Here is a 21,449-nt window from a genome sequence, read left to right as displayed (position 1 = left end):
CTCGCGCGTCGGATATATTCGCAGTCTTTACTGGAAGGCTGTTCATGCAGTGCGAGCGATGCGGCCGCGCAAACCGGGCTGGCAACGATTATTGTGAAGATTGCGGTGCGCCGTTAGGCCTCAAATGTGACTCCTGTCAGCATGTGAACGGGCCCTCCAGCCGCTTCTGCGGCCGCTGCGGCACCGCGGTCGCCGCGGGCGGCGTCCGTCCCGATGCGCCTTCGCAACGGCTGCTTCGTTCGCTCAGCACCAAGGGCGGCGAGCGCAAGAACCTCACTCTGCTGTTTGCCGATATCCGCAACTCGACCAACCTGATCGACAGCCTCGGCGATCCCGAGCTCGGCATGCGGCGCCTCGAGCCGGTGCTCGACCTGATGAAGGAGGCCGTCCACCGCTACGACGGCATCGTCAACAAGATCCAGGGCGACGGCGTCATGGCGCTCTTCGGCGCGCCGCCGCGCCCGCACGAGGACCATGCGGTCCGCGGCTGTCTCGCCGCGCTCGCCATGCAGGATTCGGTGGCGAGGCTCGCCGATCCCGGCATGCAGATCCGGGTCGGGCTGCACACCGGCGAAGTCGTCGTTCAGACGGTGGAAAACACCATCTACCAGACCTACGACGCCGCCGGCGCCAACGTCCATATCGCCAACCGGATGGAGCAGATGGCCGATGAGGGGGCGATCCTCATCACGCGGGACACCTATCTCGGCGCCAGACAATTCGTCGAGGTCGTGCCGCTCGGCATGCAGACCATTCGCGGCATCTCGATGCCGGTGGAGGTGTTCAGGCTGACCGGGCTGCTCAGCGCGCCCGCCAGCGACGTTTTCCGCAGCGGCCGCCGCCTGACCTCGATGGTCAACCGCACCGAGCAGATGGCGGCGTTGGAGCATGAGCTGTCACGTGCGGTTGCCGGCGACGGCCGGGTCGTCGGCATGGTCGGCGATGCCGGCATCGGCAAGAGCCGGCTTTGCTTCGAGTTCGCCGAAAATTGCCGCCGCAAGGGCATTCGCGTCTACGAGGCGCGCGTGCTGGCGCATGGCCGCGCAACACCGTTCCAGCCCGTGCTCGAGCTGCTGCGCGACATCTTCGGCATCCGCGTCAAGGAGCCGATCGAGACATCCCGGCGTCGCGTCATCGACCGCTTTGCCGAGATGGCCGCGTCGGAGCAGGAGCTGCTGGTGCTGCTTGAATTTCTCGGGCTTGCCGATCCGGAGCATCCGGCCCCGAAGCTCGATCCGCGCGCGCTGCGGCTGCAGCTGCTCGATCTCGTTCGAACGCTGGTGCATGCGCGCCCCGGGGACACGCCGGCGGTCGTCATGATCGAGGACCTGCACTGGATCGATGCGGCGAGCGAAGAGTTCGTCGAGACGCTGGTCGATGCCATCGTCGGCACCGCGACGTTCCTGGTGGTCAATTTCAGGCCGAGCTTCACGGCACCTTTCATGCAGCGGTCTCACTACCGTCAGATCGCCATCCCGCCGCTGCCGTGGTCCGATTCGAACGAGCTGCTCCGCGAGCATTTCGGCAGGCATCCCTCGCTGGCCTCGCTGAGCAGCAATGTCATTGAACGCGCGCAGGGCAATCCGTTCTTCATCGAGGAGCTTGCCAACACCGTCGTGGAGCGCGGCAATGTCGAGGGCGAACGCGGCAACTACCGGCTCAAGCATGGCGTCGATGCGGTGCCGCTGCCCGCAACGGTGCAGGCCGTCGTGGCCGCCCGCATCGATCACCTCGAGGATATCGCCAAGCAGGTGCTCGAGACGGCGGCCGTGATCGGCCGGCTGGTCGCGATGTCGGTGCTGCGCCCGGTCGCGGCGCTGCCGAACGACGATTTGCAGAACGCCATCGCGCAGCTCCGCCAGGCCGAGCTGCTGTACGACCTGCCGCCCTACGACAAGGGATTGCTGGCGTTTCGCCATCCATTGATCCAGGAGGTCGCCTATGCAACCCAGTTGCGGTCGCGGCTGACCACGCTGCATGCGACCGTCGCCAAGGCCATCGAGGGCTTCGACTGGGGCAAGCTCGACGAGTTTGCCGGGCTGCTCGCCTATCACTACGAGGCCGCGGGTCAGCCGCTGGAGGCGGTCACCCATTTGCAGCGTGCGGCGCGCTGGATCGGCAAGACCAACTCCGCCGAGGCAATGAAAAGCTGGAAAAAGGTTCGCGCCCTGCTGCAGGACCAGCCCCAGTCCGAATATGTCGACCGGCTGCGGGCGATGTCGAGCGGCCAGATCCTCAACTTCGGCTGGCGTGAGGGCATGTCCGCCGAAGAGGTCAAGCCCTACGCCGAAGAGGCGATCAAATACGCACGCGCGGCGGACCCGGTGCACGAGCCGATCCTGCTCGGCGCCTACGGCAGGATCCTGGCCGCGACCGCGGCGGCCGACGACTATGTGAATCTCGTGCAGGACGCCTTGAAGCTCACTTCCGGCACCGGGGACGTCGGACGGTTTGCGACGGTCAATGCGATGCTGAGCCAGGCGTTCTTCCTGTCGGGTCGTCTTGCCGAGGCGCTCGACGCCGGGCAGGTGGCGGTTGCCGCGATTGCCGAGCAGGGCGGTTTTCACAACAACGTCACACTCGGTCTCAACCCGAACCAGATTCTCGGCTTCGACGTCGAGCACTGGATCAGGTGCCTTGGCACCAGAATTCTGGTGCGGCTCGGCCGGTTCGACGAGGCCGAGCGGCGGATCGCCGAGGTGCTGCGGGCCGAGCCGGAGCGCTTCGCCGCCGTCGTGCAGTTCATTCCGCATTTTGCGATGGTGGAGATGGGCTGGAGCCGCGGTCGGCCGGAACTCGCCAAGCCGCATGCGGCGAGGATCGCCGAACTGGCCGAGCAATCCGGCACGCCCTATCTGCGGGTCGCGGCGCTCGCCAGCGCCGGCCTCGCCAGCGGCGCCGCAGGCGACCTCAAGGTTGCTGCCGCCCAGCTTCAGGAAGCGATCGACTTTGCGCGCTCTGCGCGAGCCGGCCTCGAATTCGAGGCCCGCATGCTGGCGGATCTGGCCGAGGCGCTCTATCGCGCCGCCGACCACCATGCGGCCCTGCAAGCGGTGGACGAGGCGCTGATGGTCGCGCGGCGAAGGACCGATCGCGTCGCCGAGCTGCACGCGACCGTGCTGCGCGGACTGATCATTTGCGCCTTGGGCAGCACGTCACATGATGAGCTTGACGAGATTGTCGGCGGCGCCCAGAATTTGCTCGACGTCTCGGGGGCAGTCTACTTCACGCCACAACTCGATCAGCTTCGATTGCATCTTGAGCGACGCCGCTAGACGCGACGATTTTTTCATTTCTGGAAACAAGGTATTGAGGGGGTTCTAATGGGACGGATGATTCAAGACGATACGACGCGCGATGTTCTGGATCTGCTTAACAAGCGGTTTGGTCCCGGCGGGATCATGGAAATGGTCGAGCTGCAAAAGGAGTTCGACATCTTCTCTCCCAATCATCCCCTCGAGCAGTCGTTCAGGCTGATCGGGATCGAGCCGGCCGACCGGATCGAACGGAAGCGCTGGTACACCTTCCTCGGCACGCTGAAGGACTATCCGTCCGATCAGCCCAATGTGAGCGGATACAAGCGGGTGGTCCAGGCGTTCCGCCAGGCGCTCACGCAGGCCCCGTATCTGCCGGTGATGGTTAGCGTTCACGCCATGAAGGAAAATCCGAAGGTGACGTTTGCAGCCGATGGCCACACGCCGCTGATCTACTCGACCCAGTCGTATCGGGTTCTGTCGATCCCGACCAAGCCAAGCCAGGTCGCCCGCAAGGAGCTTGCCGCGATGGCGAAGCAGCGGCGGGCCAAAGCCAAGAAGTGAGCAAGACGTGAGCATCGCGGCGGAGACCGCAGGTTTCGGCGCCGAAGGCGACCGGGCGCGGTTCTCCGGCCTCTATGCTGATGTCGAATCCTACTACAGCGCGCGGGTCGCCAAATACGGCGCCACCCCGCGCGGGGTGGACTGGTCGTGCCAGGCCACTCAGGACCTCCGGTTCGTCCAGCTGCTGAAGCTCTGCGACTTCTCCGCGCCGTTCAGCCTGAACGACATCGGCTGCGGATACGGCGCGCTGTGCGCCTATCTCGCAAGGCGCCATCCGCAAGCGGAGATCGACTATCTCGGGATCGATTTGTCGCTCGCCATGATCAGCCGCGCGCGTCGCCGTTTCTCGACGCCGGGACGCCGCTTCAAGGTCGGCAAGTGCAGCTTGCGCCGCGCGACCTATTCGGTCGCGAGCGGCATCATGAATGTCGATGTCGGCGGCTGCCGCCGATCCTGGGAGGCATTCGTCGCCGAGATGCTGGCCGACCTGCGCCGCGCCAGCCTGCGCGGCTTCAGCGTCAACTTCGTCACCGGGGAGGCCGCAGCCACCGCGGATGCGGATGCGGCGCAGGTGCAGCTGTATTGCACGAGCCCCGAGCCGTGGATCCAGTATTGCGAACGCGAGCTTGGCTGCGCCGTCGAGACGATCGACGGTTACGGAATGAACGAAGTCACCCTGCTGGCGCGATGTAGGGATTGCTGATCGGGCTGCGGACTATCGCTTGTCCAGAATCCGGAACTCGGCCGTGGCGCTGGCGACCGTCACATCGTTGGCGTCGATCAGATCGGCTTCCACGATCATGTCGCGGTCGGTCTGCGAGATGACCTTCGCCTTGGCCGTGATCGGGCCGATGCGCGCCGGTTTGAGAAACCGCGTGGTCAGCGTCCTCGTCACGACGGTCCGCGTTGCGGGCAGCGCTGCGAGAGCGCCGAGGCCCGTCGCTGAATCCAGCATCGCGGCAAGGAAACCGCCCTGGATCGTTCCATGGCGGTTGGTGAACAAGGGTTGCGCCTCGAAGCGGACTGTGGCGATTTCACCGTCGAAGCCCAGCCACTCGCGTCCAAGAAGTTGCGCGCCGGGCGGCACGTCTGCGCTTGCTTCACTCAAGCCGGTCACCGCAATTGTTGTCGGTCCAAATGTATCAGCCCGTTCGGGTCATGCAATGTCCGCGGGCGCGGGTGGCGAAAAGCGCCAAATCACTGAGCGGCCCGACCTTTTGCACGAGGCCCATGGGTGCGATCGGCACCTGGCTTTCCCTGCGCCCTCCGATCGAGAGGGGGCGGAACGAAGAGCAAAGCGCGGGCAGATCGTGTCGCGAGAATGCGAGCGTGTGACTCACAGGTCGTGCAACACATTCACTGTCGTCCCGGCGAAGGCCGGGACCCATAACCACCGATGGTCGTTGTTTCGCGATGCTGGAACGACGAGCGCGATCAACAATTCTCGCTGCGGCGTATGGGTCCCGGCCTGCGCCGGGACGACGGTGGAGAAGGAGTCGTGCGTATAACTCACCCCTCCGCGACCGCATCGCCCCAGGGCTGGAACGGCTCGGTGACGCCGCTGTTGGTGGTGCCGTCGCGCAGCACGACGCTCGGGCAGGCGAACTTCATCGGCAGGGTCTGGATACGGGCCTCCTCGAAGTCGAAGCGGCCGCGCAGCGCCTCGCGCACGCTGGCGGGCAGGCGCTTGTCGCCGATCACCACGGCGCCCTCGCTGGCGTCGATCCGCGGCTGGTGGATCGCGGCGTCGAGATCCATGCCGAAATCCATCACGAAGGAGAGCAGCTGCGACACCGCCGGCAGGATGCGGCGGCCGCCCGATGCGCCCGCGGCGAGCGTGCGGCCGTCGGCGGCCTGCGCCACGACCGGCGTGTAGTTGGTCAGGCAGCGCTTGCCGGGCGCGAGCGAGTTCGGATTGCCTTGCGTCGGATCGAACCACATGATGCCGTTGTTCATGGTCAGCCCGGTGTTCGGCGTCACGAATTTGGAGCCGAAGGTCGACAGCAGCGTCTGTGTCACCGCGGCCATGTTGCCGTCGCGGTCGACTGCGGAGAAATGCGTGGTGCAGCTTGGCGCGATCGCTTCGGCGCCGAGCGCGCGGCGGCCGTCGACATCGCCCATGTCCTTCAGCCGTTCGCGATAGGCGGCTTGCAGCGCCTCGGCATAGGCTGCGTAGGTCGCCGCATCCGGACCGCCTTGCGCGGGCGCCAGCGCCTTTTGCAAAAGGCCGAGCGTGCGCGCCATGGTCGGACCTGCGGTCAGCTCCGGCGTCGCATAGACCGTGCCGCCGCGGTAGGGAATCTTCAGCGGCTCGCGCAGATGGGCGCGGAAGGCGGCGAGGTCGCGCACCGACAGCGCGCCGCCGGCGGCCTGGATGTCGTCGGCGATGCTGCGCGCCAGATCGCCCTCGTAGAAATCGCGCGGGCCGGCCGCGGCGAGTTGCGCCATCGTGGCCTTCAACTTGTCCTGCGGCATGCGGACCACCGACCTGATGCCCCATTGCGCGTTCGGCGGCAGGCCGTCCTGCAGATACGCTGCGGCGCTGGCGGGATAGCGCCGCAGATCGGCCGCGGAGCTTGCGATCATCGCGGTGGTCCACCAATCGACCAAAAGGCCGTCGCCGGCGAGCTTGACGCTCGGCGCCAGCAGGTCCTTCCACGGCATCCTGGCGTGGCGGCGATGCGCTTCCTCCATGCCGGCAACGACGCCGGGCACCGCGATCGAGCCGGGGCCGTGCAGGTTGCGGTCGTCCTTGACCCGCGCCCAGGGGAACAGGTCGGAGGCCGCGCCGCCGGTCAGCGGATAATCCTCGATGCGCAGGCCGTCGGGCGCGCGCATGCCGTAGTCGATCACCTCGACGCGGTTCTCCTTGGCGCGATACAGCACCATCGCGCCGCCGCCGCCGGCGCCGCTCATCCACGGCTCCACGACGCCAAGCGCGAAGGTGGTCGCGATCACGGCGTCGACGCAATCGCCGCCCGCGGCCAATACCTCCGCGCCGACCTCGGCCGCCCGGCGCGACTGTGCGGCGACGATGCCGCCCTTGGCGCTGACGGCCGGTTTGCGGATCACTTGCGAGTTGGAGAACTGGTCGGACATGGCGTTGCTTTCGCTGTTCTTGTTGCGGGTGGGGCACGTTGGCGTAGCATGCCAAGCATGGCACTGTCAGTGCAACAACAAGAACCAATTTCAGGGAGCGGAAAATGACTGGTGTGAAGCGTGAACGGGACGGCAAGACCGGCATCCTGACGCTCAACGATCCCGCGAGCCTGAACGCCATGACGCCGGAACTGCTCGGCGATCTCGCACTCGCCGTCGGCGAGATGAGCCTCGATCCCGGCATTCGCGCGCTGGTCCTGACCGGGGAGGGGCGCGGCTTCTGCTCCGGGCAGAACCTCAAGGCGTTCCAGTCGCTCGGCGACAATATCTATACCGGCGTGATCAGGCATTATTGGCCGGCGATGCAGGCCTTGCGCGAATGCCGCGTGCCTGTCGTGGTCGCGGTCAACGGCGTCGCGGCCGGCGGCGGCTTCAGCCTCGCGATGTCCGGCGACATCATCCTGGCGGCGCGCTCGGCGAGCTTCATTCAGGTGTTCAGCCGGATCGGCCTGGTGCCCGATCTCGGTTCGACCTGGCTCTTGCCGCGCCTGATCGGCCGCCAGCGCGCGCTCGACCTGATGCTGCTGAACGAGCCGCTGCCGGCCGAGCGGGCCAAGGAGTGGGGGTTGGTGCGCGATGTGGTCGATGATGCAAAACTGCTCGACGAGGCGAAGGCGCTCGCCGGTCGCCTCGCGGACGGACCGACGCGCGCGCTGGTCGCGACCCGGCAGCTGCTCGAGGAGAGCGACCACGCGAGCTACGCCGATCAGTTCCGCCGCGAGATCGAGCTGCAGCAGGTGATCCGCGAAAGTGCCGACGCGAAGGAAGGCCGCCAGGCCTTCGTCGAGAAACGCAAGGCTCAGTTCACGGGGCACTAGGCTTTGTCGCCGACCTGCTCTAGAGCATGATGAAATTGGATCAAGCCATAGCCGCATTGGGATTGCGTCCCCTCTCCCGCTTGAGGGGGAGGGTTAGGGTGGGGGCTCTCTCCGCGAGTCGCATCGTGGAGAGAGCCCCCACCCGCATCGCATCGGATGCGATGCGACCTAAGAGCGAGCTTCGCTCGTCTCGACCCCCGCAAGCGGGAGAGGTGCAGCGGGCATGTCGCCTGATTGAGTCTGCGTCACAACATCACGCGCTAGCCGATCGCAATCGCGACCTTGCCGAAATGCGCGCCGCTCGCCATGTGGGCGAACGCGGCCTTGGCCTGGTCGAACGCGAACACCTTGTCGATGACGGGCTTGACGCCGTGCAGGCTGATGCCGTCGCACAGTGCCTGCAAATCCTCGATCGAGCCGACGGTGACGCCTTGCAGCCGCTGCTGCTGCATCACCATCAGCGGCAGTCGCGTGTCGGACGGGGCGGGACCTGCGAGCACGCCGATGAAGGCGATGGTGCCGCCGATCCTGGTGGCGCGGATCGATTCGTTCAGCGTGCCGACGCCGCCGACCTCGACGACGAGATCGACGCCGCGCCCGGTCAGCTCGCGCGCCTTCTTGCCCCAGTCCGGCGTGGTCTTGTAGTTGAGCGTGACATCGGCGCCGAGCTGTTTCAGCCGCGCGATCTTGGCATCGCTGGAGGAGGTCGCGATGACGCGGGCGCCGCACATCTTGGCGAATTGCAGCGCGAACAGCGAGACGCCGCCGGTGCCCTGGGTGAGCACCGTCTGCCCCGGCTTGAGGTCGCCGAGCTTGACCACCGCGCTCCACGCCGTGAGGCCGGCGCATGGCAGTGCCGCGGCCTCGATATCGCTGAGATGATCCGGCGTGCGCACCAGCGCATGCGCGGGGAAAACCCGGTACTCGGTCAGCACACCGTCGACGCTGCCGCCGAGCGCCGCGCGCATCCGCGCCTCGCTCGGCTCGCCGCCGAGCCAGCTTTCGAAGAAGCTGCCGATCACGCGATCGCCGGGTGCGAAGCTTCTGACGCCGGCGCCGACCGCCTCGACCACGCCGGCGCCGTCGGAGACCGGTACCAGCGGAAATTTCTGGCGCGAGCCGTAGCCGCCCTTGACCGTGAGCAGGTCGCGATAATTCAGCGTCGCCGCCTTCAGCCGCACCAGGACTTCGCCGGGGCCGGCTTGCGGAACCGGCTTGTCGACCAGCGCCAGCGCGTCGACGCCGCCGGGGCCTTGCAACTCATAGCATTTCACGGAACGTCTCCTGCTCGGTGCTCTTGTGTTGGGCAGCGCTCGCGGCGCCGCCGCGCATGCTCCGAGCATATGTCAGGCCTGCCGCGCGTGGCCATAGCGCGCAGCGGGACCGATGGAATGGCGCCCATGTCCGAACGCGTTGGCGCTGCCCGAAAATACCGCCAATCTGTGCCGTCAATGAAGTGACCGAGCGGAGGTGACGATGGCTGCCTTGCTTGAGACGAAGCGCGATCCGATCGCCACGCTCGCACGCAACGCGGTCCGCGTGCTGCTTGCCGCTGCATGGATCGCTTGCGGTGGTGCGATGGCCGCAGCGGACGACAGCCTCTACCGCGCGCAGACCGTCGTCACCGGCCAGGGCGAGCCGAACCGCATCATCGGCTTCGGTGCATGTCTGGAAGACGTCCTGATCAAGGTTTCCGGTCAGCCAATGCTGGCAGGCGACCGCCGGCTTGCCGCATACAAATCGAAAGCCAAGGAGTTCGTCAGCAGTTTCGACTATCACGATCAATATGCCGGCAAGCCGCATCATGACGAGCAGGGCACCCGCGACCGGCCCTACGACCTCACGGTGGATTTCGACGAGAGGAAGATCGACGGCATTCTCGCCAGACTCGATCTCAAGCCGTGGCGGTCGCGGCGGCCGGTGCTCGGCGTCTTCGCGGAAATGCAGCACGGTCCGAAGGACTACATCGTCACATCCGACGGGACGCAGTCCGACCTGCAACGCGATGCGCTTGCGGCCGCGGCCGGCAAACGCGGCATGCATTTCGTGCTGCCCGATGCAGCCGCGTTGACGAGTGCCAACCTCACCGCCGCCGAACTGTTGAACACGCCGCCGGCGAAGCTGAGTTCGATCGTCGCGCCGCAGGGCGGCGAGGCCACCCTGCTCGGACGATTGGTCTGGAACGACAAGGACCTCGGCTGGGCCACGCAATGGCGGATGGCCTGGCACGGCAAGGATTACAAATGGCAGTTCCGCGGCGTTACCTTCGACGAAGCCTTCCGCCGCGGCGTCGGCGGCGCCGCGCAGCTACTGTCGGGCAATGGCGATCCGGGGCGATCGAAATGAGCTTGTGCGGGCGCAACGGCTGATTTGCGCCAGAGCCTTTTCCGTTCCGATTGAATCGGAACGGGGCTCTGGATTTTCATTTTGACGCGTTTTCTTCACGCGAACCGGTATCCACTTCGCTCGAAAACGCTCTACCCGGCGTAGCCGAGCGTCTGCGACGGGTATTCTCCGAACATCGCGCGGTAATATTGCGAGAAGCGCCCGAGCTCGATGAAGCCCTGTTCGATCGCAACCTTGGAGACGGTGGTCTGGTCCGGGGTGCTTTCGCGCAGGATCGAACGGATCATGCAGAGCCGCTTGTAGCGCAGGAACGTCACCGGGCCGACCCCGAACACCTCGTGGAAGGCGCGGTGCAGGCTGCGTCGCGACAGCCGAAGCTCGGTGCAGATTTCCGAGACATGGACCGGGCGCGTGCCCGCGGCGTGCAGATAGTCCTCGACGTGGCGCACCAGTCGCATCGCCGACGGCAGATAGCTCGTTCCGTCGGGCGGCAGCGATGTGATGACCGTCGCGGTCACGCAATCGATGATCGCGCGCTTCCAGAAGCCGGCCGACGAGTCCGTCAAGGCGTCCGGATAGCGCGCGAGATGCGCGACGATCTGCGGCAGTTTGTCCGCGGCGCCCATGCCGATCGTGGGGTCGGCGCGAAAGTGGTTCTTCGCCTGCCAGGTTTCGGCGTCGGCGAGCCGCGGCTCGCCGCCGAATATGTCGGGCAGGTCAGCCAGGTCGAAGCGGATGGCCGCGTAGGACGAAGCGCTGTGAAAGACCCCGTCATGCTCGACCGATGGAGGAATCACCAGCACATCGGCCGGCTGCATGTCGAACGCCCAATGCGTGACGCGGTCGGTCGCGTTCAGCAGCATTCCGATGATCAGCTTGGGATCGGTGGAGATGCGTTGGGTGCGGACCCCGACATTGAATGCGCCGATGCTGAGCGAGAAATCACCGATCCCGACGTGAGACAATGTGCCGCGCAGCTTGCCGCGCTCAAGCTGCATGACTTCGACATGCGAGCCTTTGACGGCATCGTGGAGACCCTCGAAGCCGTCAAGCTCGCCGGTGCTAACCGTCAGGTGCTGGCCCATATCCACGTTCACAACTGCAGCGCGATTAATCTACTAAAACCAAATGCTTGAAGTCGGTACAAAAAGTGCGGCCGTCACAATGTGCCTAGATTGGTTCGATTCGCATGGCGAGATCGTGGTGTGGATTTGCATACGTGCAGATTTTCGCTTGTTTTTTCGAGAAAGCAACAATGCCGACCGGATCGGATTGATCGAATTGAAGCATCTTTCGTTAAGCCTGCACGCCTCGGGGTTGATATTGGCACAAAGTGCACATCACTTGTATGGTGCGTTCCGCTATCGTTTGAACTGACAGCAGAATTCGCTCGTGACAACGTCCAGTGGAACGAGTCACGATGGAGAACCCTGTGCACGCAAATGTGCACATGAATTAGCAATGAAGGAGAAAGGGAAGAAGGCCTGACGGATCAACGCTGCCGAAACGTGCAGCACAGAAAAATGGAAGGGCGCGACAATGCACTCAGGCACGACGCAATCAGGCGCGATGTTCGGCCACCGAGATCATAAGGCTCCGATCTTCAACAGGATTTTCCGTCTGGCGCTCGTTGGAGCAGCCGTGATCGTCGCGCAAGCCGGCCCAGCGTCGGCGGTCAGCATCGGCTCTTCCGCTTCATTGCCGATCATCAAACAGCAAGAAGGCAGCGGTAACGTTGTGCAGGTGCGCGCTGTCGCGCGCCGAGGCGGCGTTGCGGTCGGACCGCGCGGCGGTGCGGTCGCTTATCGTAGCCGGACGGTGGTGCGTCCGGGAGTTCGGCCCGGCTGGCACGGCGGCGGCACGCGCTGGGTCGGGCCCGGACCGCGGCCGGGAGGTTGGGCGCGGCCTGGCTGGTACGGCTGGCCGATCGGGGGCGCGGTCGCGGCCGGCGCAGCGATCGGTTTCGTCAGCGCGGCGAGCGCCGCCGCCTGGGCTGGCCCGCCGCCGGCAGCGGGCATGTGCTGGTACTACACCGACCCGTCGCGAACACAGGGCTTCTGGGACTACTGCTCACGGTAATGCGCAAAGAGGTGCATCGCCATGTCCCGGGTAGAGATCGCCTCCGCTGAATCAGAGCGTGACGACCGCGTCCAGACCGACGACATGGTCTGGATTCCCGGCGGCACGTTCCGCATGGGCTCTGACCATCACTATCCCGAGGAGGCGCCGGCGCATCGCGCGTCGGTCGACGGCTTCTGGATCGACCGCACGCCCGTGACCAATGCTCAATTCCGCGAATTCGTGCGGGAGACCGGGCACATCACGGTCGCCGAGCGACCGCCGGACCCTGCGCAATATCCGGGTGCGCTGCCGCATATGCTCTACGCCGGCTCGCTGGTGTTTCAGCCGCCGCGCCGGGTCACCACCCTGCGCGACTGGAGCCAATGGTGGACCTTGATGAAGGGCGCCAACTGGCGCCGCCCCTACGGCCCGCGCAGCAACATCAACGTGCTCGGCAGCCATCCGGTCGTCCACGTCGCCTATGCCGATGCGCTCGCCTACGCCAAATGGGCCGGTAAGGAACTTCCGACCGAAGCCGAGTGGGAGTTCGCGGCGCGCGGCGGGCTGGAGGCCGAGGAGTTCGCCTGGGGCAATGCCTTGACGCCGGGCGGCAAGCACATGGCCAACACATGGCAGGGCAATTTCCCTATTCAGAACCTCTGCGAGGACGGCTTCGACCGGACCTCGCCGGTGACCGCGTTTCCGCCGAATGGCTATGGCGTCCACGACATGATCGGCAATGTCTGGGAGTGGACCGCCGACTGGTGGTCCACCCGTCATGAGGCCGACGCCGCGAAGCCCTGCTGCATCCCGCAGAATCCGCGCGGCGGCCGCGAGGAAGCAAGCTACGACCCCGCCCAGCCCGCGATCAAGATTCCGCGGAAGGTGCTGAAGGGCGGCTCGCATCTCTGCGCCCCGAACTATTGCCGCCGCTATCGCCCCGCCGCGCGGCACGCCGAACCGGTCGACACGTCCACCAGCCATGTCGGGTTCAGATGCGTGGTGCGGTCGCGAACGTCTCAGCCAGCTTAAAGAGTAGGGAGCGACGAATGAGTGATGAAGCCGAATTGAAGAACAATGGGGCGGCCAAACTCAATGGTGGTAGCCGTGGTCCGTTACTTCGCACCTTGTTCGCGGCAGCCTTGTTCGCGACAAGCCTGTCGCCATTGGGCAGGTCGCCCGCGCTCGCGCAGCAGCCGGGCACGGCGAAGCCGAACATCCTCGTGATCTTCGGCGACGACATCGGCCAGTCCAACATCAGCGCCTATACGCGCGGCGTGGTGGGCTACAAGACGCCGAACATCGATCGCATCGCCAATGAAGGGATGATGTTCACGGACTATTACGCCGAGAACAGCTGCACCGCCGGGCGATCTACCTTCATCACCGGGCAGGCTTGCCTGCGCACCGGCCTCTGCAAGGTCGGCATTCCCGGCGCGACCGTCGGCCTGCAGGATCGCGACGTCACCATCGCACAGGCGCTGAAGCCGCTCGGTTACGCGACCGGTCAGTTCGGCAAGAACCATCTCGGCGACCGCGACGAATATCTGCCGACCAAGCACGGCTTCGACGAGTTCTTCGGCAATCTCTATCACCTCAATGCCGAGGAGGAGCCGGAGCGGCCGTATTACCCGAAGAACGACACAGCATTCACGAAGAGCAACACACCGCGCGGCGTGTTGAAGGCGTCCGCCGACGGCAAGATCGAAGATACGGGCCCGCTGAACCGGAAGCGGATGGAGACCGTCGACGACGAGACCACGGCTGCAGCGATCGATTTCATGCAACGTCAGGCGAAAGCGAACAAGCCGTTCTTCACCTGGATGAACACCACGCGCATGCATGCGTTCACGCATGTCCGCCAGTCCATGCAGGGGCAGAGCGGCATGCCGGGCAACGAATATGCCGACGGCATGATCGAGCATGACGGCGACGTCGGAAAGCTCCTGAAGGCACTGGACGATCTCGGGATCGCCAACAACACCATCGTCGTCTACACGACCGACAACGGCCCCAACCAGTGGTCCTGGCCGGACGCCGCGACAACTCCCTTCCGCAGTGAGAAGGACACCAACTGGGAAGGTGCATTTCGCGTGCCGGCGATGGTCCGCTGGCCCGGTCACATCAAGGCCGGTGAAGTTTCCAATGAAATGATGTCGGGGCTCGACTGGTTCCCGACGCTGCTGGCCGCCGCAGGCGACACCGACGTCAAGGACAAGCTGCTCAAGGGCTCTGATCTCGGCGGCAAGTCGTTCAAGGTGCATCTCGACGGCTACAACCAGTTGCCGTATCTGACCGGCCAACAGCCGAAGTCCGCACGCAACGACTTCTACTACTTCAACGACGACGGCCAGGTCGTGGCATATCGCTATAACGACTGGAAGATCGTGTTCTGCGAGCAGCGTGAGCCCGGCGGATTCATCGTCTGGGCGAATCCGTTCACCTGCCTGCGCGCGCCGAAAGTGTTCAACCTGCGCATGGATCCCTTCGAACGCGCCGATGTGGTCTCCGACCAGTACTACGACTGGTTGGCCAAGAACGCCTATCTCATTCAGTACGGCGTCTGGCGGGTCGCTCCGTTCCTGCAGACCTTCAAGGAATTCCCGCCGAGCCAGCGGTCGGCGAGCTTCAGCATCGACCAGATGGTCGATGCCCTGATGAAGACGCTGGACAAGCAACCGGGTGCAAAATAGCGCGAGCAATGCGCGGATCCGGCCGCCGCTCGCCGGCGGCCGGACCCTTTTTCAGGTTCAGTCCACATGTCGGATCTTCGATCGAGTCAGTTGAAAGCCGCGACGGAGCAGGAAGGCGCAAAGAGCTCGGCGGCCCGCGACGCCGTGCTCGATCTCAAGGCGCGCATCGGCAGATCGGTGCTCGGGCAGGATCGTCTGGTCGAGAGCATGCTGATCGGGCTGCTGGCCAACGGCAATCTCCTGATCGAAAGCCTGCCGGGGCTTGCCAAGACGCGGGCGGTGAAGACGCTGGCGAAGAATCTTGCCGCGGACCTGTCGCGCGTGCAGTTCACGCCGGACCTGCTGCCGTCGGACGTGACCGGCGCGGAGATCTACCTGCAGACCGAGAAGGGCGGCCAGTTTCAGTTCCAGAAGGGGCCGATCTTCGCCAACCTCGTGCTAGCGGACGAGATCAACCGCGCGCCGGCCAAGGTGCAGTCGGCGCTGCTGGAAGCGATGGAGGAACGTCAGGTCACCGTTGCCGGCAAGACCTACAAGATGCCTGACCTGTTCATGGTGCTCGCGACCGAGAATCCGATCGAGCAGGAAGGCACCTATCCGCTTCCCGAGGCCCAGCTCGACCGTTTCCTGATGCATGTCGTGATCACCTATCCCGACGAGGCGACCGAAGGCGAGATCATCAAGCTCAACCGCGCCGAGAATGCGCGGAAGCCGGCAGCCGGAGCTGCCGAGCCGCCGCCGGTGCCGCAGCAGGCGATCCTCGACGCGCGCGGCGAGCTCGACGGCATTTTCGTCTCCGACCTCGCACAGAAATACATCGTCGACCTGATCTATGCGACGCGGTTTCCCAGCCGCTACGGCGAACCCCTGAGCAAGTGGATCCAGATCGGCGCCAGCCCGCGCGGCAGCCTTGCCATCGACCGCTGCGCGCGGGCGCGCGCATGGCTCGACGGGCAGGACTTCGTCACGCCCGACCACATACGGGCCGTCATCCACGACTGCCTGCGGCACCGGCTGATCCTGAGCTACGAGGCCGTATCGCAGGGCATCAGCCCCGACCAGGTGATCGACAAGATCACCGAGCTTGTCGCCGCAGCGTGAGGGCCGTGATGACGGAGACATCAGCCAGAACGCCCGGTGTCTACGTCAGTCTCGACGATCTGATCGCGCTCGAATTCAGGGATCGCAGGGTTTCGTTCCTGCCGCGCCAGCCGGTGCACAGTCTGCTGTCGGGCCGGTTCGCCTCGCGCATGCGCGGCCGCGGGCTGAACTTCGAGGAGATCAGGGACTACCGCCCGGGCGACGATGTCCGTGAGATCGACTGGAAGGTCACGGCGCGGCTGCAGAAGCCGCATGTGCGCGTCTTCAACGAGGAGCGCGACCGCCAGGCCCTGCTCGTGGTCGATCAGCGGCTGTCGATGTTCTTCGGCAGCCGGCGTGCCATGAAGTCGGTCACCGCGGCCGAGACCGCTGCGATCGGCGCCTGGCGTGTGCTCGGCGTCGGCGACCGGGTCGGCGCGATCGTGTTCAATGACAGCGATGTCGTCGAGCTGGCGGCGCGGCGCAGTCGGGCGACGGTGTTGCAGATATTGTCCACCATCGTCGCGCAGAACCAGGCGCTCGGCGTCGGCCGCGGCATCGTTCCGGCATCAGGCATGCTCAACCGGGCGCTCGAACATGCCGAGCGGCGGACGATGCACGACGCCACGGTGATCCTGATCAGCGATTTCGATGGCGCCGATAGCGCGACGCGCCGGATGATCGGGGCGATCGCCCGGCATAACAACGTGGTTGCGGTGCTGGTCCACGATCCCTTGCAAAGCGATTTGCCGGCCTCGAGCCGGATGACCGTCACCGATGGCGAGCTGCAGATCCAGCTCGAAGTCGGCCGCGAGAGTGTCCGCAAGAGTATCGCGCAGGCGTCGCAGGAGCGGCTGCGCGGCGTATTCGCGTGGACGCGCGAGCTTGGCATTCCGGTGCTGCCGCTGAGCACGGCCGAGGAAACGGCGCCGCAACTCCGGCGTCTCCTGGGCGGGCTGCCGGCCCGGCACGGACGCGGTGGCGGTCACGCCAGGGCGGAGGCGGCTCTTGGCTGACACCCAACCTGTCATTGTGGATCCCGTCGCGGGCCTGATCGATATCCCGCTGCCGCCGTCGGTGAGCCTGCTTCCGGCGACATGGGCGTCGCGGATCGTGATCGTGCTGGTTGCCGCGGGGGTCGCCGTTGCGGCGTGGCGCCTGCTGCGGCGTTTCCGCGCCAACCGCTATCGGCGCGCGGCGCTCGCGGAGCTTGACCGGCTGCTGCAGACACAAGGTGGCGTCCCGGAGGGAATGGCCGCGAGCCTCGCGCTGCTGGTGCGGCAGACTGCGCTCGATGCCTTTCCGCGCGAAACCATCGCGCCGCTTGCCGGCGCGGGCTGGCTTGCGTTCCTCGACCGCAGCTATGGCGGGGACGAATTCTCGCACGGCGCCGGACGGCTGCTCGCGACCGCGCCGTACGGGCGGACGACGGCGGATGCCGGCGATCTAACGGCGCTGCAGGAACTGGTGCGGCGCTGGATCAGGGGGCACCATGTTTGAGTTTGCCTGGCCCTGGATGCTCGCGCTCCTGCCGCTGCCGATCCTCGTGTGGTGGCTGTTGCCGCCGTATCGCGCGCGGCAGGCCTCGGTGATGGTGCCGTTCTTCGACCGCCTTGCGGCGGCAACCGGACAGACCCCGCAGCGCGGCGCCGTCGTGCTGCAGCGGCGGCGCATCCAGATGGTGACGGCCGCGTTGATCTGGGCGCTGGTCGTCGCGGCGCTGGCGCGGCCGCAATGGGTCGGCGACCCTGTCACGCGCGAGGTTTCGGCGCGCGACCTGATGCTCGCGATCGATATCTCCGGCTCGATGGAGCAGCGCGATTTCCGCGGCAGCGATGGCGCGATGCTGACGCGGCTCGACGGCGTCAAGCGCGTGGTCACGGATTTCATCGCGCACCGGCACGGCGACCGCGTCGCACTGGTGCTGTTCGGCACCAGGCCCTATGTGCAAGTGCCGTTCACGCAGGATCTGCAGACCGCGACCGCGCTGCTGGCGCAGACCGAGGTCGGCATGGCCGGACAGCAGACCGCGATCGGCGACACCATCGGGCTTGCGATCAAGACCTTCGAGGCAAGCAAGGCACGCGAGAAGCTTCTCGTCCTGCTCACCGACGGCAACGATACGGCGAGCCGCGTCCCTCCGGAGCATGCCGCAGACATCGCACAGCAGAACGGCGTCGTGATCGACACGATCGGCGTCGGTGATCCGGCCGCGACCGGCGAGAACCGCGTCGATCTCGGCGTCCTGCGGTCGGTCGCTGCCACGACGGGCGGCCATTTCTACCGGGCCGAGGACGGTGCGCAGCTGCAGGCGATCTACGCGGATATCGACCGTCTCGCGCCGGCCAAGCTCGATACGCTGTCATGGCGGCCGAAGCAGCCGCTGTTCCAGTGGCCTCTCGGCGCTGCCGTGGTGCTGTCGCTGCTGCTGTGGCTCGGCCTTTCGCTGGAAAGCGGGTTGGGACGACGGAGAGCGCTCGGCCATGCATGACGCGGCCGCCATCCCGTTCCATCTGCTGCGGCCGCTCTGGCTGCTTGCCCTGATTCCTGTCGCTGCCGTATTCGCGTGGGTGCGGTGGCGGCAGAGCCCGCAGGCGCAATGGGGCGGGGTGATCGCGCCGCATCTGCTCAACCATCTCGTCGTGCAACCGGGCGCGGGACGCGGCGTCAGCCCGCTCTATCTGGTCGCCGCCGCGATGTCGCTCGGCATCGTCGCGTTGTCGGGCCCGACCTGGCGGCGCGAGCTGCCGCCTTTCGTCGAGGACAAGGCGCCGCTGATGATCGCGCTGTCGCTCGATGCAACGATGGGGCAGAGCGACGTCGCGCCGACGCGGCTCGAACGCGCCAAGCAGAAGATCAGGGATCTGCTTTCGGCGCGCGCCGGCGCGCGCACGGGGCTGATCGCCTATGCGGGCACCGCGCATCTCGTGATGCCGCTGACCGACGATCGCGCCGTCATCGAACCCTTCCTCGCCGCGCTTGCCCCGGGCCTGATGCCGTCGGCCGGGAAGAACGCGGTCGCGGCGGCGGCGCTCGCCGCGGAGGCGCTCGCGACCGAAACGGTGCCCGGCACGATCCTGCTTGTCGCCGACGACGGCGGTGACGAGGGAGCGGCTCGTCAGGCCGCCGGACGGAACGGCCTGGTCAAGCTGAGCGTCACGCCGAACAAGGGCGAGAGGTTCGCGCTCGGTCCGGACGTCGTCCAGGTCAGCATCGACGACGCCGACATCGCGGCGCTCGAGCGCCGGATCGAAACCCGCTATCAGGCCGCGCAGGGCGACGCGTTCGGTACGCAATGGCGCGATGAGGGCTTTTGGCTGCTGCTGCCGATTGCACTGCTCAGCCTGCTCTGGTTCCGGCGCGGCACGACGGTGGCCTGGGTTGTCGCCTTCGTCTGCCTGTCGCACGTGTCGTCCGCGAGAGCGGAGGAGCCGCGCCGTTTCGCCGACCTGTGGCTGACACCCGATCAGCAAGGACGCATCGCCTTCGATCGCGGCGACTATGCGACCGCGGCCAAGCGCTTCTCCGATCCGATGTGGCGCGGCATCGCCGCCTATCGGGCGTTCGACTTCCTGACGGCCGCGCAGGAATTTTCGCATGTCGATACGCTCGAGGGACGCTTCGCGCTGGGCAATGCCCAGGCGCGGAACCACGCCTATGAGAAGGCGATCGCCGCCTATGACGAGGTCCTGAAGATCGCGCCCGGCCATGTCGCCGCGACGACCAACCGTGCCATCGTGGTGGCGGCGCTGCAGGCGAAGGAAGAGAAGCGCAAGAAGCAGGAGCAGGACGACAGCGCGCCGCCGGACGAGAAGGCGGACGAAATGCGGGTCGACCCGACCCAGAAGGGCGGCAAGCGGATCCAGGTGAAGCCGACGGATCTCACCACGGCCGGTGCCGCCGAAGCCTGGATGCGTCAGGTCCAGACCACGCCGGCCGACTTCCTCAAGCTGAAATTCGCGATCCAGGATGCGTCGCGGCCGGTGGGGGCGAAGCCATGAGGCATCCGCTCGCCATCGCAGTCCTGATGCTCGGACTGCTCATACCGTCCGCGGCGCTGGCCCAGCAAAACGCGCCGGAGCCGATCCTGCGGCTGACGATCGATCCGCCGCGCGTCGTGGTGGGGCAGGCGGCCACGCTGCGGATCGACGTGCTGGCGCCGAACTACACGACGGCGCCGCCCGAGCTGCCCGACTTCCAGGTCCGCAACGCCGTGACCCGTCAGTTGCGGAGCATCAACGAGAACGAGCAGCGAGACGGCGTCACCTATGCCGGCGTCAGGTTCGAATTTGCCATCCATCCGCAGGAGCCGGGCAGCTACGCCATCGCCGGCCAGGCGATCACCATCAAATACGCCGCCGAGCCGCCGGCGACGCGCGAGGCCACGCTCGCGCTGCCGCCGATCGCGTTTGAGGCCTTCATCCCGGACGCGGCCTCCGCCCTGCAGCCGTTCATGGCCGCGCGCAATCTGTCGATCGAGCAGACGGTCAACCGTTCGTCGGATCAGCTCAAGACCGGGGATGCCGTGACGCGGACCGTCACCATCAAGGCCGAAGGCATTCCGGCGATGCTGCTGCCGCCGGTGAAGTTCGCCGCGTTCGACGGGCTCAAGCTCTATCCCGCGCAGCCGTCGCTCCAGGACAAGACGGATGGGCGCACCGATGTGCTGTCCTCGGCGCGCACCGACAGCGGCGTCTACATGCTCGAGAAGGCCGGCGACTATGTGCTGCCGCCGATCGACCTGCGCTGGTGGAACATCGACACGCAAAGCATCGATGTGGCGCATCTCGACTCGGTGACGTTGCACGTGGAGGCAAACCCTGCAGCCGGCGGCGCGTCGTCAATCGGCACGTCCGGCGCACGCCGGTCATGGGGCGCGCTGCGCGATGTCATCGCCGATCGCTGGAAGTCGGCCGTAGTCGTGTTGCTGGCGCTTGCCGGGCTCGGCTGGCTGATGCCGCGGACGATCCGCGCGATCGTGGCGCGTCTTCGCCGGCATCGCGAGGCCTATCTGCGCTCGGAAGCGTTCGCCTTCAGCGAGCTACGGCGCGCCGCGCGCCATGGCGACGCCAAGGCGGTCTATTTCGCGCTGCTCGACTGGCTGCAGCGGTTCGAGCCGGTCGCGCCGCAGCACACGGTCGAGGCTTTCAGGGCCGTCGTCCATGATGCCGCGCTCGATGACGAGATCGGCGCAGTCGAGCGCGAGCTGTTCGCGCCGTCGCCCGGCGCGGCGCGTTGGTCACCGCGCCGGCTGCTGCGCCAGGTCGGCGGCGCCCGGCGCAGCCTGCGTCGGCGCGCGAGACGCCGCGAAGACACGCGCTTACTTCAGAACCTGAACCCGGTCGGGCTTTCCTCCACCACGTCCTTTGGTCGACCAAAGCCCGCCAGATGAACGAAGCACATTGAGACCGATCGAGCAGAACGCATGATTCGTAGTCACCAGAGCGAGCAACCCTTGAGTAACTAAGGAGTGT

The 21,449-nt window shown here is 66.1% G+C and carries 18 protein-coding genes; 14 read left to right on the top strand and 4 right to left on the bottom strand.

The annotated features are described in order from the left end of the window. Positions 1-44: 44 nt before the first annotated feature. The 3 genes from AC1VNY_RS16815 (at position 45) to AC1VNY_RS16805 (ending at position 4,521) form a co-directional block, all read left to right on the top strand. Positions 45-3,275 (top strand): AAA family ATPase, encoded by a 3,231-nt coding sequence (locus tag AC1VNY_RS16815; RefSeq protein WP_482405996.1) that lies wholly within the window; start codon positions 45-47, stop codon positions 3,273-3,275. A 132-nt stretch (positions 3,276-3,407) separates the two neighbouring features. Next, positions 3,408-3,818, top strand: coding sequence for a hypothetical protein (locus AC1VNY_RS16810; RefSeq protein ID WP_482405995.1), 411 nt, complete (start codon positions 3,408-3,410; stop codon positions 3,816-3,818). Positions 3,819-3,825: 7 nt separating this feature from the next. After that, complete coding sequence (locus AC1VNY_RS16805; RefSeq protein ID WP_482405994.1) at positions 3,826-4,521, top strand: class I SAM-dependent methyltransferase; 696 nt, start codon at positions 3,826-3,828, stop codon at positions 4,519-4,521. A gap of 12 nt (positions 4,522-4,533) precedes the next feature. Here AC1VNY_RS16805 and AC1VNY_RS16800 read toward each other — a convergent pair whose 3' ends face one another. Both AC1VNY_RS16800 and AC1VNY_RS16795 read right to left on the bottom strand, forming a co-directional pair. Then, the gene (locus AC1VNY_RS16800; protein WP_482405993.1) at positions 4,534-4,905 is read right to left on the bottom strand and encodes a PaaI family thioesterase; all 372 of its coding nucleotides are present in this window, start codon (positions 4,903-4,905) and stop codon (positions 4,534-4,536) included. Positions 4,906-5,327: 422 nt separating this feature from the next. Next, positions 5,328-6,917 carry a gamma-glutamyltransferase gene (locus tag AC1VNY_RS16795; RefSeq protein WP_482405992.1) on the bottom strand — a complete coding sequence of 530 codons (1,590 nt, stop codon included), beginning with the start codon at positions 6,915-6,917 and terminating at the stop codon, positions 5,328-5,330. 104 nt (positions 6,918-7,021) lie between these two features. Here AC1VNY_RS16795 and AC1VNY_RS16790 point away from each other — a divergent pair, with 104 nt between their 5' ends. Further along, a complete protein-coding gene (locus tag AC1VNY_RS16790; RefSeq protein ID WP_482405991.1) occupies positions 7,022-7,795 on the top strand; it encodes an enoyl-CoA hydratase-related protein in 774 nt (257 codons plus the stop codon). Positions 7,796-8,055: 260 nt separating this feature from the next. Here AC1VNY_RS16790 and AC1VNY_RS16785 read toward each other — a convergent pair whose 3' ends face one another. After that, entirely contained in the window at positions 8,056-9,069 is a 1,014-nt protein-coding gene (locus tag AC1VNY_RS16785; protein ID WP_482405990.1) for a zinc-dependent alcohol dehydrogenase family protein, read from the bottom strand. 202 nt (positions 9,070-9,271) lie between these two features. Between AC1VNY_RS16785 and AC1VNY_RS16780 the strand changes: the two genes are divergently transcribed. Further along, positions 9,272-10,141, top strand: a complete 870-nt coding sequence (locus AC1VNY_RS16780; RefSeq protein WP_482405989.1) for a DUF2066 domain-containing protein — start codon at positions 9,272-9,274, stop codon at positions 10,139-10,141. 131 nt (positions 10,142-10,272) lie between these two features. On the opposite strand, the gene AC1VNY_RS16775 is transcribed toward AC1VNY_RS16780, so the two are convergent. After that, on the bottom strand, positions 10,273-11,226 hold the full coding sequence (locus AC1VNY_RS16775; RefSeq protein ID WP_482405988.1) for an AraC family transcriptional regulator: 954 nt from the start codon (positions 11,224-11,226) through the stop codon (positions 10,273-10,275). A 454-nt stretch (positions 11,227-11,680) separates the two neighbouring features. On the opposite strand from AC1VNY_RS16775, the gene AC1VNY_RS16770 reads away from it, so the two are divergent. From AC1VNY_RS16770 to AC1VNY_RS16730, 9 genes are all read left to right on the top strand, one after another. Next, entirely contained in the window at positions 11,681-12,220 is a 540-nt protein-coding gene (locus AC1VNY_RS16770; protein WP_482405987.1) for a hypothetical protein, read from the top strand. Between the two features lie 21 nt (positions 12,221-12,241). Then, entirely contained in the window at positions 12,242-13,234 is a 993-nt protein-coding gene (locus AC1VNY_RS16765; RefSeq protein WP_482405986.1) for a formylglycine-generating enzyme family protein, read from the top strand. Positions 13,235-13,251: 17 nt separating this feature from the next. Continuing rightward, positions 13,252-14,895 (top strand): arylsulfatase, encoded by a 1,644-nt coding sequence (locus AC1VNY_RS16760; RefSeq protein WP_482405985.1) that lies wholly within the window; start codon positions 13,252-13,254, stop codon positions 14,893-14,895. A 90-nt stretch (positions 14,896-14,985) separates the two neighbouring features. Next, positions 14,986-15,996, top strand: a complete 1,011-nt coding sequence (locus AC1VNY_RS16755) for an AAA family ATPase (RefSeq protein WP_482405984.1) — start codon at positions 14,986-14,988, stop codon at positions 15,994-15,996. An 8-nt stretch (positions 15,997-16,004) separates the two neighbouring features. Beyond that, the gene (locus AC1VNY_RS16750) at positions 16,005-16,991 is read left to right on the top strand and encodes a DUF58 domain-containing protein (RefSeq protein WP_482405983.1); all 987 of its coding nucleotides are present in this window, start codon (positions 16,005-16,007) and stop codon (positions 16,989-16,991) included. After that, positions 16,984-17,475 carry a DUF4381 domain-containing protein gene (locus AC1VNY_RS16745; RefSeq protein ID WP_482405982.1) on the top strand — a complete coding sequence of 164 codons (492 nt, stop codon included), beginning with the start codon at positions 16,984-16,986 and terminating at the stop codon, positions 17,473-17,475. Before AC1VNY_RS16750 ends, AC1VNY_RS16745 begins: the two co-directional genes overlap by 8 nt. Then, a complete protein-coding gene (locus AC1VNY_RS16740) occupies positions 17,468-18,466 on the top strand; it encodes a vWA domain-containing protein (protein WP_482405981.1) in 999 nt (332 codons plus the stop codon). Before AC1VNY_RS16745 ends, AC1VNY_RS16740 begins: the two co-directional genes overlap by 8 nt. Then, positions 18,459-19,976 carry a VWA domain-containing protein gene (locus tag AC1VNY_RS16735; protein WP_482405980.1) on the top strand — a complete coding sequence of 506 codons (1,518 nt, stop codon included), beginning with the start codon at positions 18,459-18,461 and terminating at the stop codon, positions 19,974-19,976. Before AC1VNY_RS16740 ends, AC1VNY_RS16735 begins: the two co-directional genes overlap by 8 nt. Further along, positions 19,973-21,367 carry a BatD family protein gene (locus AC1VNY_RS16730; protein WP_482405979.1) on the top strand — a complete coding sequence of 465 codons (1,395 nt, stop codon included), beginning with the start codon at positions 19,973-19,975 and terminating at the stop codon, positions 21,365-21,367. Before AC1VNY_RS16735 ends, AC1VNY_RS16730 begins: the two co-directional genes overlap by 4 nt. Positions 21,368-21,449 lie beyond the last annotated feature (82 nt).

The sequence above is a fragment of the Bradyrhizobium ferriligni genome (assembly GCF_056837965.1).
This window is presented reverse-complemented; position numbering and strand designations above follow the sequence as displayed.

Excerpts from the sequence above, each read along its gene's own strand:
- AC1VNY_RS16815 (WP_482405996.1), top strand. The coding sequence starts at position 45 with ATGCAGTGCGAGCGATGCGGCCGCGCAAACCGGGCTGGCAACGATTAT.
- AC1VNY_RS16810 (WP_482405995.1), top strand. The coding sequence starts at position 3,408 with ATGGTCGAGCTGCAAAAGGAGTTCGACATCTTCTCTCCCAATCATCCC.
- AC1VNY_RS16795 (WP_482405992.1), bottom strand. The coding sequence starts at position 6,917 with ATGTCCGACCAGTTCTCCAACTCGCAAGTGATCCGCAAACCGGCCGTC.
- AC1VNY_RS16790 (WP_482405991.1), top strand. The coding sequence starts at position 7,022 with ATGACTGGTGTGAAGCGTGAACGGGACGGCAAGACCGGCATCCTGACG.
- AC1VNY_RS16780 (WP_482405989.1), top strand. The coding sequence starts at position 9,272 with ATGGCTGCCTTGCTTGAGACGAAGCGCGATCCGATCGCCACGCTCGCA.
- AC1VNY_RS16775 (WP_482405988.1), bottom strand. The coding sequence starts at position 11,226 with ATGGGCCAGCACCTGACGGTTAGCACCGGCGAGCTTGACGGCTTCGAG.
- AC1VNY_RS16770 (WP_482405987.1), top strand. The coding sequence starts at position 11,681 with ATGCACTCAGGCACGACGCAATCAGGCGCGATGTTCGGCCACCGAGAT.
- AC1VNY_RS16765 (WP_482405986.1), top strand. The coding sequence starts at position 12,242 with ATGTCCCGGGTAGAGATCGCCTCCGCTGAATCAGAGCGTGACGACCGC.
- AC1VNY_RS16760 (WP_482405985.1), top strand. The coding sequence starts at position 13,252 with ATGAGTGATGAAGCCGAATTGAAGAACAATGGGGCGGCCAAACTCAAT.
- AC1VNY_RS16750 (WP_482405983.1), top strand. The coding sequence starts at position 16,005 with ATGACGGAGACATCAGCCAGAACGCCCGGTGTCTACGTCAGTCTCGAC.
- AC1VNY_RS16740 (WP_482405981.1), top strand. The coding sequence starts at position 17,468 with ATGTTTGAGTTTGCCTGGCCCTGGATGCTCGCGCTCCTGCCGCTGCCG.
- AC1VNY_RS16735 (WP_482405980.1), top strand. The coding sequence starts at position 18,459 with ATGCATGACGCGGCCGCCATCCCGTTCCATCTGCTGCGGCCGCTCTGG.
- AC1VNY_RS16730 (WP_482405979.1), top strand. The coding sequence starts at position 19,973 with ATGAGGCATCCGCTCGCCATCGCAGTCCTGATGCTCGGACTGCTCATA.